At 42.9% G+C, this 15,672-nt stretch carries 15 protein-coding genes; 10 read left to right on the top strand and 5 right to left on the bottom strand.

Going from position 1 to position 15,672, the window contains the following annotated elements; genetic code table 11:
• Nucleotides 1–54: 54 nt before the first annotated feature.
• A protein-coding gene (locus tag ADA42_RS18045; protein ID WP_409360268.1) for an IS3 family transposase occupies nt 55–1,415 on the top strand; the annotation gives its coding sequence in 2 pieces (ribosomal slippage) (nt 55–550 and nt 550–1,415; 1,362 coding nt in all).
• A gap of 61 nt (nt 1,416–1,476) precedes the next feature.
• Here the strand turns inward: ADA42_RS18045 and ADA42_RS10745 are convergent.
• A complete protein-coding gene (locus tag ADA42_RS10745) occupies nt 1,477–2,130 on the bottom strand; it encodes an OmpA family protein (protein WP_004935445.1) in 654 nt (217 codons plus the stop codon).
• A gap of 244 nt (nt 2,131–2,374) precedes the next feature.
• Here ADA42_RS10745 and ADA42_RS10740 point away from each other — a divergent pair, with 244 nt between their 5' ends.
• From ADA42_RS10740 to ADA42_RS10715, 6 genes are all read left to right on the top strand, one after another.
• Nucleotides 2,375–3,301, top strand: a complete 927-nt coding sequence (locus ADA42_RS10740) for an acyltransferase (RefSeq protein WP_025096197.1) — start codon at nt 2,375–2,377, stop codon at nt 3,299–3,301.
• A gap of 13 nt (nt 3,302–3,314) precedes the next feature.
• On the top strand, nt 3,315–4,364 hold the full coding sequence (locus ADA42_RS10735; RefSeq protein WP_048765161.1) for a hypothetical protein: 1,050 nt from the start codon (nt 3,315–3,317) through the stop codon (nt 4,362–4,364).
• Between the two features lie 122 nt (nt 4,365–4,486).
• Nucleotides 4,487–5,206: a septum site-determining protein MinC gene (gene minC, locus ADA42_RS10730; RefSeq protein WP_004945850.1), complete on the top strand. Its 720-nt coding sequence runs from the start codon at nt 4,487–4,489 to the stop codon at nt 5,204–5,206.
• Between the two features lie 65 nt (nt 5,207–5,271).
• Complete coding sequence (gene minD, locus ADA42_RS10725; RefSeq protein WP_004935432.1) at nt 5,272–6,084, top strand: septum site-determining protein MinD; 813 nt, start codon at nt 5,272–5,274, stop codon at nt 6,082–6,084.
• A gap of 2 nt (nt 6,085–6,086) precedes the next feature.
• Nucleotides 6,087–6,359: a cell division topological specificity factor MinE gene (minE, locus tag ADA42_RS10720; protein WP_004935430.1), complete on the top strand. Its 273-nt coding sequence runs from the start codon at nt 6,087–6,089 to the stop codon at nt 6,357–6,359.
• Between the two features lie 190 nt (nt 6,360–6,549).
• Entirely contained in the window at nt 6,550–6,837 is a 288-nt protein-coding gene (locus ADA42_RS10715) for a PA4642 family protein (RefSeq protein ID WP_004935429.1), read from the top strand.
• Nucleotides 6,838–6,884: 47 nt separating this feature from the next.
• On the opposite strand, the gene ADA42_RS10710 is transcribed toward ADA42_RS10715, so the two are convergent.
• Nucleotides 6,885–9,899 carry a DNA translocase FtsK gene (locus ADA42_RS10710; protein ID WP_048765159.1) on the bottom strand — a complete coding sequence of 1,005 codons (3,015 nt, stop codon included), beginning with the start codon at nt 9,897–9,899 and terminating at the stop codon, nt 6,885–6,887.
• 263 nt (nt 9,900–10,162) lie between these two features.
• Here ADA42_RS10710 and trxB point away from each other — a divergent pair, with 263 nt between their 5' ends.
• From trxB to ADA42_RS10695, 3 genes are all read left to right on the top strand, one after another.
• Nucleotides 10,163–11,110, top strand: coding sequence for a thioredoxin-disulfide reductase (gene trxB, locus ADA42_RS10705; RefSeq protein WP_048765158.1), 948 nt, complete (start codon nt 10,163–10,165; stop codon nt 11,108–11,110).
• A gap of 74 nt (nt 11,111–11,184) precedes the next feature.
• Nucleotides 11,185–11,910, top strand: coding sequence for a leucyl/phenylalanyl-tRNA--protein transferase (gene aat, locus ADA42_RS10700; protein ID WP_025096200.1), 726 nt, complete (start codon nt 11,185–11,187; stop codon nt 11,908–11,910).
• Between the two features lie 22 nt (nt 11,911–11,932).
• Nucleotides 11,933–12,748, top strand: coding sequence for an arginyltransferase (locus ADA42_RS10695; protein WP_048765156.1), 816 nt, complete (start codon nt 11,933–11,935; stop codon nt 12,746–12,748).
• 7 nt (nt 12,749–12,755) lie between these two features.
• On the opposite strand, the gene rimI is transcribed toward ADA42_RS10695, so the two are convergent.
• The 3 genes from rimI to tuf all read right to left on the bottom strand — a co-directional run.
• Complete coding sequence (gene rimI, locus ADA42_RS10690; RefSeq protein WP_048765164.1) at nt 12,756–13,214, bottom strand: ribosomal protein S18-alanine N-acetyltransferase; 459 nt, start codon at nt 13,212–13,214, stop codon at nt 12,756–12,758.
• A gap of 109 nt (nt 13,215–13,323) precedes the next feature.
• Nucleotides 13,324–14,205, bottom strand: coding sequence for a metal-dependent hydrolase (locus ADA42_RS10685; protein ID WP_004935416.1), 882 nt, complete (start codon nt 14,203–14,205; stop codon nt 13,324–13,326).
• Between the two features lie 309 nt (nt 14,206–14,514).
• The coding region (gene tuf, locus ADA42_RS10680; RefSeq protein ID WP_029952609.1) for an elongation factor Tu at nt 14,515–15,672 on the bottom strand (1,158 nt) is incomplete at its 5' end.

Below are 15,672 nucleotides of genomic sequence, written 5' to 3'. Positions count from 1 at the left end.
TGAACTGCACCCCAAAAATTGGACATAAAACTCCAACTGATGAGGTGCATTCACATGGGACGGTATACGTTAGAATTTAAACTCTCTGTCGTAGAATATTTTCTATCTGGACAGGGAGGACAAAAAGCTACAGCCAAAAGGTTTGGGACAAACCATTCTGCTGTTCGCGTTTGGGTTGCTGCATATAAAAAGTACGGTGTTTCAGGATTAGAATCACCACAAGTAAATTTCACGCCAGAATTTAAAGAATCTGTGATTTTATATATGCGCGAACATGGTTTATCTATGCGTGAAACTGCTGCGCATTTTAATATCCATGCTGTATCTTCTGTCAGTTTATGGGAGCGATGTTATGATGAAGGTGGTTTGCAAGCCCTAATACCCAAAAAAAGAGGGAGACCATTTGCAATGAAGCTAACAATAACAAAGTCACTACCTACTAATAAAAGCTCCTCAACTCTCAGTCCTGAAGAAATGCAACGTGAGTTAGATTATTTACGTGCTGAGAATGCCTGTTTAAAAAAGTTGCATGCCTTGATTCAGCAACAGTCACCCAACAGCAAAAAACGCTAATCATCGTTGAATTAAGGCAACAATATCGTCTAGATAGTCTGCTGAGCATCATGAAATTAGCTCGCAGCACTTTTTATTACTGGAGCAAGGCGTTACAAAGGCCCGATAAATACGAGCAAATAAAACAACATATTCAGATGATCTACCAACACCATAAAGGACGTTATGGCTATCGTAGAATTACCTGCCAGTTAAAGCGTTATGGTTACGCTATTAACCACAAAACCGTACAACGATTAATGCGGCAATTGAAGCTAACAGCATTAATTAGATGCAAGAAATATCAATCATATAAAGGTGCTTATGGGAAAACAGCGCCCAACTTGCTTGATAGAAAATTTAACGCTACCAAACCCAATCAAAAATGGGTCACGGATGTTACTGAATTTAATGTTCATGGCAAAAAGTTATATCTTTCCCCGATATTGGATTTGTTTAATGGTGAAGTGATTGCATGGCAATCCACTGAAATACCTAACCAGAAAATGATAGCAAAAATGGTTGATATGGCTTGTATGAGATTGGGTTCAAAAGACTCACCGATACTGCATTCTGATCAAGGTTGGCAATATCAAATGAGGAGCTATCAAAACAGACTTAAACAAACTGGCATAGAACAAAGCATGTCGCGCAAAGGCAATTGCTTAGATAATGCTGTAATAGAAAACTTCTTCGGATTATTAAAATCTGAACTATTTTATTTGCAGCAGTTTGACAATATTGACCAGTTAAAATGTAGTATTGATGAATATATTTATTACTACAATAACGAACGAATTAAGATGAAATTGGGTGGATTGAGTCCAGTTGAATACAGAACTCAATCCTGTTTAACCGCCTGAAAAACTGTCCAACTTTATGGGGTCAGTTCACGAAGGTGGTTTTTACATATCCGTGCGACGATTATTGACGCTCGTAAATGCTGATTTCAACACGGCGGTTCTGCTCACGCCCTTGTGCAGTTGCGTTTGACGCGATTGGGTTAGATGAACCATAACCTTGTGCATTGATACGTGCAGAAGATACACCCTGACCGCTCAAGTAGTTAGCAACAGACTGTGCACGCGCTTGTGACAATGGAATGTTGATCGAATCGTTACCAGTATTATCGGTATAACCTGTAACCAAAATCGCACTACGGTTATCTTCAGACAAAGTTTGCGCAACCTTGTTCAAAGTTGAGTAGAAGTTCGGTTTGATGTTTGACTTGTTGGTATCAAATGTAATGTTGCCCGGCATTACCAAGCCGACAGAACCATCTGGGTTACGGTTAACTTCTACACCAGTACCCGCCATTTGTTGACGTAATTTTTTCTCTTTTTGGTCGAGGTACAAGCCACTTGCACCACCAAGAATCGCACCAATTGCAGCAGCACGGTTATTTTGACGGCTAGAGTTTGCATTGGATTTAGAAATACCATAACCTGCCGCAGCACCGATGAGTGTCCCTAGGGCAGCTTTATCGTATTCTACGCCACCAAGATTGTTTCCAGTTGTTTGGCAACCTGCAAGTGCTACCGCCGCCCCAACTACAGTTGTAATAACTAGTGCACGCATTGCATGCCTCCTCGTTTGTCTTGTTGTCTGTGAAAATGATGAAATAAAAAAGCCACTTAGACCATTGATATTTTGTTAAGAATATCGCTTTTATTTACATTTTGTAATATTTAATACCCAATTAATTGTGCAGTTCATCACATTTTATTCATTCTTTATCGGGATGCCTTTTTTATTTTTAGCACTCGGTCTATATTGATCACACCCTCATACCCTTAGAAATTGGATCGTCAGGACTTTTCATATGTCTACGCAAGCAAACAAGCAATCGGCGCTAAAAAAAATTACACGCGGGCTGACTGTAGGCAGTGTCATTACAGGAAGTACGTTTTTACATGGCCCACCCGTACTGGCGTTGGGCCTCACCAAACTATTCAAAAAATCGCGGGTGGTGGATCAAACCAATATCCAGATCACCAACAGCTGGTTAAATGTTAATAACTGGTTGATTGACCATGTTTTGCCACATTTAGAATGGGATATCACTATCGATGAAGCCCTCGACTTAAGCATGCAAGGTCGTTATCTCATGACCTGTAATCATCAAAGCTGGGTCGATACGACGGTCAATCAGTACTTTGGACTAACACGTATGCCGTTGACGCGTTTTTTTACCAAATGGGAGCTTATTTTTATTCCCTTTGTGGGACAAGCCTTTAAGATTTTAGGCTTCCCAATGATGAAACGTCATACCAAAGAACAAATCCAGAAAAATCCCGAGCTCAAAACCCGTGATCTTGAGGAAGCACGTCAAGCCTGCGAACAATTACTAAGCCAGCCGTTTACCTTATTGAACTATTTAGAGGGTACTCGCTTCACTCCAGAAAAACATGATCAGCAAGGTTCACCTTATCAGCACTTGCTTAAACCTAAAGCGGGTGGACTGGCCTTGGCGCTGAATATTCTGGGCGATAAAATCGATGCTTTGGTCGACATGACGATTGTATACCCAGACGGTATACCTGGCTATGGCGATTTCTGGCTAGGTGATGTATCCAAAATTGCGGTGAATTTACGCAAAATTGAACTGCCAGACTGGGTATTGGGCGGAGATTACGAAGATGACGAAGTCTATCGTAAACGTTTTCAAGACTGGGTAGATCAGCTCTGGACTGAAAAGGATCAGTTGATCACCGAAATGAAAGCCAAATACTCCAACAGCTCTACTTAAGATGTAACGCCACATGAAGCAAAAAAGTTCAGACCTTAAAAATAAATACCAGCATCTAAAGCCCGGCAGTTTGTCCTTCAAGCTGTTTTTGCTTTACGATATTTTTATGGTGTTTATCATTGTGTTTAACCTTTTTTGCTTAGGCGCCAATTACTTTTTGATGAGCAGCATTGGCGAGTGGCTGTTTCAGCAAATTCATCTTGAAGCATTATTAACATTTTACCGCGCTGAACTGCACCCTTGGGTGATTGTCAGCGAAGCGTGGTTTATTGGTTTTTTAATTGTGGAACTGCTGATTCGCTGGGCAATTGCAGTGGTGTACAAACATCATCAGCGCTGGTTTTTCTTTCCATTTATTCACTGGTACGAAATTTTAGCGATTTTGCCGCAACTACGTTTTTTACGTTTGTTTCGCGCGGGAATCATTGGCTATCGACTCTATGAAATGGGCTATCAAGTCATACCAGGCAGTTGGCTTAAACGCGGTCGTTTTTATTATCAAGTTGTGATGGAAGAACTCTCCGATCGAGTGGTCATCACAGTGCTCGATGGTGTTAAGCAAGAGCTTGAAACCAGCTCGACCCATAAAAAGATTTTACATGACCTGATTGATCATCATCGGGTACTATTTGCGCAGACCTTTGCCGAAATTTTGCAAGACTCATTGGCAGAGGCTTTAAAAACCCAGCAACCGATCATGGCTGAGCGTGTGGGTAAAATTGTTAATCAGGCGATTGAAGATACACCCGAGCTAACCCAACTGCTTCGACTCATTCCGATTGTAGGCGGGCGCATTGAATCGCAAATTCAGAGCATTGGTCAGCGTTTGGGCGAAAATATTACATCGGGGTTGATTGTTCCATTTGTTGAAGGCTCTGTAGCGCAGCCCAATGCCAGTTATCAGTTAATATCGAAACGGCTTAGTGAAGTGAATATTGATAACCAAAAACTTGAACAACTGGTCGAATCAATTGTATTTGAAAGTCTGGAATCTATTCGTAAACAAGTTAAAGTGAAACATTGGCAGCAAGTACTTAAACAACACGATCAAGCCAAAGAATAAGCATATCGATAAAATATTTAGGCTAGTCCCTAGAGAATTCGGATAATTTGTTCTAGGATTTGATCTATTTACTCACCCAACTTCAGGGCCAGTGGCACGTCAGAAGTTCTCAAGGAATCATTATGGCTGATATACGGATTACAGGAAGAATGGTTAATTTTACCCGATTAACCTTCGATACCAATGATCATGATGTCATCCGGCAACAACTTACCGCAATTTTAAATGAAGATGCCTATCAAGGCACATTGGTTATTCTTGACAGTACGGTAGAACAAGAACTGATTGCACTGATTCAGTTGCTGATTAGTCTGGGCTTACAGCCAATGGCCGTGATAGATGGCCTATTGAGCGATGAGGCCAAATCGATTCAGTTTCCTGTGATGCCAGCCGACCAACCTCTACAGCGGATCAAGGCCACGAAAGAAGAAGTTGTGGTTCAGTCAGCCAAAGTGACAGAGAAAAACGCTGAAACAAAAACACCAACAACGAAAACAGCGATTTCGCACAAAACATCTTACCATGACGAAATTTTGCGAACCGGACAATGTCTGGTACAAGATCATGGCGACATTATTTTAAATGCAGGAATGAACAGCGGTTCTGAAGTGATTGCTTCAGGCAACATTCACATCTATGGAAATGTGCGTGGCCGCATTATGGCGGGTGCAGGTGGAAACCCTGCTGCTCGCATCTTTTGTCATGCCCTTGAAGCCGAACTTGTTTCAATTGCAGGCACGTATTGTGTTGCAGAAGACATCCCTAAAGATGTATTAAAGAAATCTGTACATATATATTTAAACGATAAGCAAGAACTTGAATTTCGGGCTTTGGAATTTTAAGGTATAAATTAAGCACCAAATAGGCCCATAAGATCGGGCGTATGACCATAATAGGAGTGGATTCGGTGGCCAAAATTGTTGTCGTAACATCAGGCAAAGGTGGTGTAGGTAAAACTACAACAAGTGCATCTTTTGCAACAGGTTTAGCCCTACGTGGTCATAAAACTGTTGTGATTGATTTTGACGTAGGTTTACGTAATCTTGATTTGATCATGGGGTGTGAGCGTCGAGTTGTCTATGACTTTGTGAATGTCATCAACAATGAAGCACGTTTGCAACAAGCGCTGATTCGTGACAAAGATATTGAAAATCTTTATATTTTGCCAGCTTCACAAACACGTGACAAAGACGCCTTGACTGACGACGGTGTGGCTCGTGTTATTGAAGAATTATCACAAGAATTTGATTATATTATTTGTGACTCACCTGCGGGTATCGAGCGTGGCGCAATTTTAGCCATGTATCATGCAGATGAAGCGATTATTGTGACCAATCCAGAAATTTCATCGGTACGTGACTCTGATCGTATTATTGGAATGCTGGACAGCAAAACAAAAAAAGTCGAACAGAACGAAGGGCGTATTCGTAAGCACTTGTGTATCACACGTTTTAATCCAGAACGTGCAGATCGCCAAGAAATGCTGACGATTGATGATATCTCAAAGGATATCTTACGCATTCCAACCTTAGGGGTTATTCCTGAGTGCCCGGGTGTTTTACAAGCTTCAAACGAAGGTAAACCGGTCATTTTGTATTCTGAAACCAAATCAGGCCAATCATATGATGACTTGGTTGCACGTTTCTTAGGTGAAGAACGCCCTTATCGACACATTACAGTACAACCAAAAAGCTGGTTGGCTCGACTATTTGGAGCATAACGATGGCAGGATTTTGGAGTAAACTGTTCGGAACTGACGAGAGACCATCAAGCGCACAAACTGCCAAAGATCGTTTGAAAGTAATTGTTGCCTCTGAACAGGGCTTGGGACGACGTTTGAGTCAAGACAAAATTGATCAAATGAAAAAAGAGATCATGCAAGTGGTCAGTCGTTATGTACGTGGTGTGGGTGAAGACCATATTCAAATGCAGGTACGTTCAGAAGCAAATATTGAAATGCTTGAAATGAATATCAATTTACCTGAAGAACGATAATTTCATTACTGATTGGTCAATCACCCAGAAATTAAGGCAAAATATGAGACTGGATCAGCAAAGCAACGCTTTGCCCAGTCGCAAGACGAGAAGCTGTGCTTCGAGTAGACTTGAACAACGGTGCGTCTCGTTAAAAGATTCAAAATATCCTGTCTCAAATTTTGCTTTTAAAGTGTAAGAGGAGCGTGTTATGGCATTATCACAGCCAGCAACTTTCAATGAAGAATGGTCAGATGAACGTGTTTTTGCCTACCTTAACCAACTTCCTCCAGACGGTGTAAATGCCGATTTTCATGTGTTGTATCATGCATTTAAACACATGCGTCCAAACGACTATGAGCGTCTTTTGACTCAGTTTGTTGCCGATGGCCGTGATGTAAACGCGACTAATCCTGAAGGTCAGCGTATTCATGATGTGATTGCTGAATTTCCGCGTCAGCGCGAACCTTTTTTAGAGGTACTGGCAAAGTTTGCATAAGTGCTAAAAAAACCTGCTTGATGCAGGTTTTTTTATGATGGTTGAGTTTAGACCAATATTTCTCGTTTACCGTTGGCGCCCATGGCACTTACGATACCATTTTCTTCCATCTGATCAATGATTCGAGCTGCTCGGTTGTAGCCCAAACTAAATTTACGCTGTAAGGATGACGTCGATGCCTTACGGGTTTCCAAAACAAATGCCACACATTGATCATAGAGCATATCTCGATCAGATCCCCCTTCTCCACCATCTTCAAAACCACGTGCGCTTGGCTCTTCATCAAACGGTGTTAAAATTTCATCGACATAATTCGGAGCACCGCGTTCGCGCCATGCATCACAAATCCGATTCACTTCATCATCGCTAATAAAGGCACCATGTACACGCTCAGGCTCGATTTTTCCAGGCCCAAGAAATAGCATATCACCATGGCCTAACAGATCTTCTGCACCACCCGCATCCAAAATCGTTCGTGAGTCAATTTTACTGTTAACCCGCAGTGCAACGCGTGTAGGAATATTGGCTTTGATTAATCCCGTAATAACGTCTACAGAAGGACGCTGAGTCGCCAATAGCAGATGAATGCCGGCAGCACGAGATTTTTGCGCCAGTCGGGTAATCATTTCTTCGGCTTTTTTACCTACTTGCATAATCATGTCGGCAAACTCATCTGCCACAATCACAATTGAAGGTAAAGGTTGTAAGCGTGGAGCACGTTCTTGGGTGGCCGAATCACTTGGCTTCCACGTTGGATCAATCAAATCTTCACCGTTAGCAATAGCTTCTTCAACCTTACGGTTATAGTCTGCCAGTTTACGGATCTTTAAAAATGACATCAGCTTGTAACGGCGTTCCATTTCATTGACACACCAGTTAAGTGCACTCACCGCGTCTTTCATGTCTGTGACCACTGGGGTAAGCAAGTGTGGAATATCGTTGTAATTGGCCAATTCAAGCTGTTTCGGGTCAATCAGAATGAGGCGAAGCTGATCTGGGGTATATTTGAGCAGCATTGATAAAATCATGGAGTTGACTGCGACCGACTTACCCGAACCAGTCGTTCCTGCTACCAGCATGTGCGGTGCTTTACCCAAATCGGTAATGACAGGATTACCTGAAATATCTTTACCCATAGCCATCGAGAGTAAGCCGGCAGGGTCTTTAAATGACGGTGTCTCAAGCAGCTCGATCAAGCGCACCATTTCACGCGCGCTGTTTGGTACTTCAATACCGATATAAGGCTTGCCGGGAATGACTTCAACCACACGTACCGATGCCATCGACATTGAGCGGGCCAAGTCACGTGAAATATTGGTAACTTTAGATGCTTTCACACCGGGCGCCAGATCAAGCTCAAATCGTGTAACTACAGGGCCAGGCTGAGCCTCGACCACTTTGGCCTTCACATTAAATTCTTGTAACTTGATTTCAAGCAGTTCAGATAAACGTTCGAGCTGCTCGACAGTGAAGTTGACCTTCTTATTCGGATCAACTTTATCAAGTAACTCAAAGCCCGGTAACGTTGGTAAATCACGACGCTTTTGTGCCACCTGCATTGCACGTGACATCGGTCTTCCCGAAGCATCTGTGAGTGGGGCGTCAAAATCAAACTCATCTTCTACCGGCTTACCTGCGGTTTCTTGCCAAGCTTCAATGAAGGCTTCTTTTGAAAGTGCGGCCTGCTCGCTTTCTGGCGTTACTGCTTTGGCAACAGGCGCTTGTTTGAGTGGCTCTGGCGCTCTGATTTCTTCTTCAGTCAAAAGATCAGACTGCTCTTCTGGTTCATACGCCGCATATCGATTTTGAGGCTGATGCGTTGTAGATGACGCTTTAATCGTCTGCTCGACTTGTTCGATCAAATGATCAGTCTCTGAACGCGTAGTTGGCTGCGCTTGCGAGACAAACGGCGTGTGAATGTCAGACCCCGATTGATTCGGCATAGCGGCCAGTAATTCATCAAAAATCTGATCGTCATTCCAGTTCAGTTTATCTTTATTTAAAGGATTTGACTGATCATGAGCTGAGACTGAATCTGTGTGTGCACGCTGAGCTTGTGCATTTAATTGTGCGTGTTCATCATCTGCGGCACGAAGTAATGCATCGATTTCCTGTTTGTGAGTCAGATCATCAGATTGCAGCGCTTTCCATACCTCTCCGGTCGGTACCAAACGCTTTGATTCACTTTCAAGCCGATGTGCCTTTTCAAGCGCTTTCTCAAATTCCTGATCATCTACAGGTAATGGATCTTGATATTGCTGCTGGGCACGCTGTTCTTTCGCAACGACATCTTGGAATAACCGCTCAACCGTCTCGTCATCTGCCACATACTGATGGGTACGTGCCGCTGGCGCAACACTTGGGTTTTCTTGCTCTGGTTGAACCGCTTGTTCTGGTAAAGCAGAAGCGCTTTTAGATGCAGCACTGACCGATTGTGGCGCTTTCTTGGCTGATTGCTCCGTCAAATCATAGTCAGACTCATTCGGAGAAACGTTTTTATAAAATAGGTCTTGTAAATAAGCTGGTGTTGCTTTGAGTGTTGCCCATGTACGATTCCATTGAATACCAAATGCCAAGGTGAGCAATAGCACCCAAAATACCAGCAAGAACAGCGTTGCACCATAAATGGTCAGGATACCGGACAGACTTTCACCCAGCTCATAGCCAATAATGCCTCCTGAGGCATTGGCTAAGGTATCTGCTGGTACATTCCAGTACAGATAAAGCAATGTAGAGGTGGCTAAGATAATAAAAAACTGCGCTGCATAGCGAAACGGTCGGTTTAGAAAACTGCGTGGCCACCAGACTTGAATGGCTTCAATAAACAAAAACAATGGAATCAGTAAACTCGCCCAGCCTAAAAAGCCAAACAGCAAATCAGCAATCCATGCACCGGCAACGCCGCTGGCATTCGAGACATTTTGAGTGTCGCTTGAAATATGCATCCAGCCGGGATCGAATGGGGTATATGTCACAGTCGCGACAAACAGATAAATCCCGAACGAAACCAAAAATAATGTAATTAATAAACGCTGTGCATAAACGCTCGACACCGCAGTCATATACTGTCCTGTAAAACCAGTTTGAATGAATTCATTTGTTCTTTCGTTGGCTCAAAACCGGCAACGAATTAATTCACATATTATGCACCTGTTCTGTAAAAAATGATGCATGATTGTTGAAGCTTGTTGTTAACATCTTTCAATAAAATCGTATATAGCTCAATTCGATTTAGTTGATCAATATTATCCACATCAAAACGACGCCATTTGGCTCAACTTTCACGTATAATTTCAAAAATTTCGATATTAATAAGGAACTCGTCATGAGCGCTCGTCACTCTCGACTTATTATTCTTGGTTCTGGTCCTGCAGGTTATAGCGCTGCAGTTTATGCTGCACGTGCCAATTTGAAGCCAACGCTGATTGCAGGCTTACAACTTGGTGGACAGTTGACTACAACAACTGAGGTAGATAACTGGCCTGGCGATCCTGAAGGTTTAACGGGTCCGGTATTGATGGAGCGTATGCAGGCGCATGCAGAACGTTTCGGTACCGACATTGTCTATGACCATATCAATGAAGTTGATTTAAATACACGTCCGTTCGTTTTAAAAGGCGATATGGAAGAGTACACCTGTGATGCTTTAATTATTGCAACAGGCGCGACTGCACAATACCTCGGTCTAGAATCGGAAGCCGCATTTATGGGTCAGGGCGTAAGTGCCTGTGCAACCTGTGACGGTTTCTTCTACAAAGGTCAAAACGTGATGGTTGTGGGTGGTGGTAACACTGCTGTTGAAGAAGCACTCTACTTATCGAATATTGCAGCTCACGTCACACTGGTTCATCGTCGTAGTAGCCTTCGTTCAGAAAAGATCTTGCAAGATCATCTGTTTGAAAAAGAGAAAGAAGGCAAAATCAGCATTATCTGGAACCATCAAGTCGATGAAGTTTTGGGTGATAATACGGGCGTTACAGGCGTACGCTTAAAATCGACTCAAGACGAAAGCACACAAACTGTTGATGTACAAGGCTTATTCGTTGCAATTGGTCACAAGCCAAATACGGGCATGTTTGAAGGTCAGCTTGAGTTACGTGATGGCTATATTCAAGTCCTAAGCGGTACGCAAGGTAATGCAACTGCAACTTCAGTTCCGGGTGTTTTTGCAGCAGGTGACGTTGCAGATAACATTTACCGTCAAGCGATTACTTCGGCGGGTTCGGGCTGTATGGCTGCACTTGATGCAGACAAATACTTAGAAAACATCTAAGTCACACAGCAGTTCTCATCACATTAAAAGATCGGCTAAAATAAGGCCGATCTTTTTTTATTCTCTCTCCCCTCATGATTTTACCTTCGATGTATGTGTTTCCCGATCCAGTTGAAGCCGACCCAGAGGGCCAAGGGTTGATTTGCATCGGGGCAGATTTAGAACCTTCAACACTTTTTGAAGCCTACACACATGGATTATTTCCTTGGTTTAATGAAGGTGATCCGATCTGTTGGTGGAGCCCCGACCCGCGTTGCGTAATCTATCCCGAGCAATATCACCCGAGTAAAACACTTATTCGGAGTATGAAAAAATACGATTATCAAGTGACCATTAATCGTGCCTTTGAGCAAGTGGTTCGTGCTTGCGCCCTGCCCCGCAATTACACCAATGACACCTGGATTTCAGAAGACATCGTGCAAGGCTACGTCGAACTGTTTAAAGCAGGCTACGGCTATAGCGTCGAAGTTTGGCAAGAAGATCAATTAGTAGGCGGATTATATGGTGTGAGTATTGGTAAAGGCTGCTTTGGAGAATCAATGTTTAGTACACGTACCGATGCCTCCAAAATGGCATTTTATACGCTCATGCTGATTGGGCAGGAACATCAAGTGCGCTGGATTGACTGTCAACTGGTCAATGACCATTTATTAAGCTTGGGTGCTTGTACACTTTCTCGTCAAGACTACTTAAAATCGTTACAAGATGTAATTATTGAGCCCCCTATCAATTGGAAAAAGTATTCAGAACGTGTATTTTCAAGTAAAAGAATTGCCCAAATTGCAAAACTAACCGAATGATAACAATGAGGGGACATACACGATGAAATCTTACCACCCAAAGTCCCTTCTTAATGACTTACAGTACTATATTACCCCGCCCCACGACTGTAGCTATCTAGACAACAAATCTGCGCGCATGGTGTTTCTCGATCCAATCCACCGGATTGACGTGGTGACGCTTTCTGAACTTTCACGCGTTGGTTTTCGTCGTAGCGGCGACTTTGTGTATCGCCCAGAATGCCATTTGTGCAGACAATGCTTGTCTTGCCGCGTACCGGTCGACGAATTTGAAATGAACAGCATGCAGAAGAAAGCCTGGAAAAGAAATCAGGATCTGCGCATGTCGATTGTGCCCACACATGCCGCCACAAATGTGCATTATGCCTTGTATGAGCGTTACATCAATGAACGACATGCCGATGGCGATATGTTTCCACCAAGTTTAGATCAGTTTGAAAAGTTTCTGGTGCATAGTTGTACCGAAAGCTTCTTTTTAGAATTATGGAAAGATAATCGCTTGGTCTGCGTTTCAACATGTGATTTGATGGACGACGGATTATCTGCGGTTTATACCTTTTTTGATCCAGCCGAGCAGCGCCGATCTTTAGGTGTGTTTGCAATTCTTAAACAGCTCGAATATGTGCAATCGTTACAGCTCGATTATTTATATTTAGGTTACTGGGTGCCACATTCACAAAAGATGAATTACAAATCTCAGTATATTCCCCTCGAATTACTTTTAGACGGCCAATGGCGCCGCCTGAATCGCACACTGTCGCAAGAAGAAATTGATCAACTGGGTGAGTCATTGATGACCATTTTACCTTCTGAATGGAACAGCTTAGTGATTAAATAAGCGCTGCTTACTTAAATAAATCGGCAAAATTATCACTGCATGCTTTCACCATAATGATGGCATGCTCACGTCCGCCTTCTGGTCTTGGGTAATAATTGCGTCGTAAATCAATTTGATGAAATCCAGATTTTTCATATAAACGAATCGCTGCTGCATTACTTTCGCGGACTTCTAGAAAAATTTGCACAGGTTGATTACTTAAAAGATTGATCGACGCATCGAGTAAGTCAAAGCCAAGCCCTCTGCCCTGTTGCCGAGGATCAATTGCCATCAATAACAAATTGGCTTCATCAAGCACAGGCTGCAAAATACAAAAGCCCGCCAATTTATTCTGTATTTCAATCACGGTACTTTGATATGAATCCACCGCTTCATAAAATTGCTGTGCTGACCATGGATGAGCTTGAACCAAGCGCTCAATCGCCACGATAGCTTCAACATCGTCATGTTGCATTTTACGAATCACGGGAGTTTGCATAATAAAGATTTAGATGAAGAGACTCGGGGCACAATCTTAACCAACAACTCGGCATAAAAAAAGGGCAATTGCTTGCCCACGGAGTTAACTTTAAATCTTATAAACCCAGTTTGGCTTTCCATGTTGCCAACAGGTTATTGGTATCTAAATCATTCGGATGAAACCCAGGCTTAAAATACGCCAACATTTCATCTAACATGCCAGTAATAATACCTTTAGATGGGCTATAGGCATACGTATAAATTGTGCCAAGCTCTTTCAGATTTAATTTACCATCTTCTTGTAAAAGCTTAGCAACAAAATATGACTGAGTAATAAAAATAGCCAGCATAGAGACTACCAATGCCGTATTTCTAAGCGAATAAGCTTTTAAATCCCGACCAAAGATTCCCTCAAACACATCATAGGCTACGGCTTTATGCTCATTCTCTTCAATTGCATGCCAGTACCACATGGTCGACATCGTATCATCAGTCATAAGCGCTTGAATATGTGGGTTTCGTAATAATTGTGAGGCAATGGTCGCAGTAAAATGCTCAAGTGCTGTAGTGGCGGTTAAATCAACCATTTCTTGTGTCATACCAAACGGTTTGACGAGTTTTGCAAAAATTTTACGGCCGGTCTGAATGACTTTTCCTGTTCTTTGCTCAAGGCTTGCCACATCGTGACCATATTTTTGTGCCGAGGCATTAAAGCCAACATGCTCTTGAGTATGCATAGCTTCTTGACCGATAAAGGCACTGATTTCTTTTTGCAATGCATCGTTGTCTTTGATTGCAGGATGGTAGCGTACTGCACGAACCGAATCGATAAAAAACTTCTCACCATCCGGAAATAAAGCAGATAAAGCAGTCATAAAATGGGTCAGACCTGCAGAACCATTCATCCAATATTCAGGTACATCGTTGAAGTCAAAGTTCATACGACGAACTGGAAAACTTGCACCTGCACGGTTGGTAATATTCACTTTAGCGTTCATGCCAACGACTCCTCAAGGGTAAAAGACCCCTGCTTTCTTATTTAATTTCTTGATTAAGATCATACTTCTTTCATAAAAACGTGTAAGTGCAGTTTAGGACACAGAAATGTCAGTTAAGGACATGAGGAGAAAAAGACGTGATGAGTGAAACGGATTTTTCGACGCAAGAGAAAAAGATGTAATAGATAAAACGAGTTTTTCGACGCAAGAGAAAAAGATGTAATAGATGAAACGGATTTATTTAAATCTCGATGAATTGATGACATAAAAAAAGCGCCCCAGAGGAGCGCTTTTTTCACTGAATAGTGATTATGCAGTTACTTTCGCAACAACACCAGCACCTACAGTACGACCACCTTCACGGATCGCAAAACGTAGACCTGGGTCCATTGCGATTGGGTGGATCAATTCTACTGACATTTCAACGTTGTCGCCTGGCATTACCATTTCAACGCCGTCTTGTAATTGGATTGCACCAGTTACGTCAGTCGTACGGAAATAGAACTGTGGACGGTAACCGTTAAGGAACGGAGTATGACGACCACCTTCTTCTTTAGAAAGTACGTATACTTCTGCGTCGAATTTAGTGTGCGGCTTGATTGTACCTGGTTTAGCAAGTACTTGACCACGTTGTACGTCTTCACGCTTAGTACCACGAAGAAGAACACCACAGTTCTCGCCCGCACGGCCTTCGTCTAGAAGTTTACGGAACATTTCAACGCCAGTTACTGTCGTAGTTTGTGTATCACGGATACCTACGATTTCAACTGATTCGCCTACTTTCACGATACCAGCTTCTACACGGCCAGTTACTACTGTACCACGACCAGAAATTGAGAATACGTCTTCGATTGGCATCAAGAATGCTTTGTCGATTGCACGCTCTGGCTCTGGGATGTAAGAGTCTAGTGCTTCTACAAGCGCAAGAACTGAAGGCTCGCCGTACTGACCTGCGTCACCGTTAAGCGCTGCAAGTGCAGAACCACGGATCACTGGAGTGTCGTCGCCCGGGAAGTCGTAAGTAGATAGAAGTTCACGAACTTCCATTTCTACAAGCTCAAGAAGCTCTTCGTCGTCTACAAGGTCGCATTTGTTCAAGAATACAACGATGTAAGGTACACCTACCTGACGAGAAAGAAGGATGTGTTCACGAGTTTGTGGCATAGGACCGTCAGTCGCTGCACACACAAGAATCGCGCCGTCCATCTGAGCAGCACCAGTAATCATGTTTTTAACGTAGTCGGCGTGGCCTGGGCAGTCAACGTGCGCGTAGTGACGAATTGGAGAATCGTATTCTACGTGTGAAGTATTAATGGTAATACCACGTGCTTTTTCTTCTGGAGCCGAGTCGATTTGCGAGTAATCTTTCGCTTCACCGCCGTAAGTTTTCGCACAGATAGTTGCGATCGCAGCAGTAAGAGTTGTTTTACCATGGTCAACGTGACCAATTGTGCCCACGTTTACGTG

Source organism: Acinetobacter sp. 243_ASPC, assembly GCF_001054715.1.
GTDB lineage: Bacteria > Pseudomonadota > Gammaproteobacteria > Pseudomonadales > Moraxellaceae > Acinetobacter > Acinetobacter soli.
This window is presented reverse-complemented; position numbering and strand designations above follow the sequence as displayed.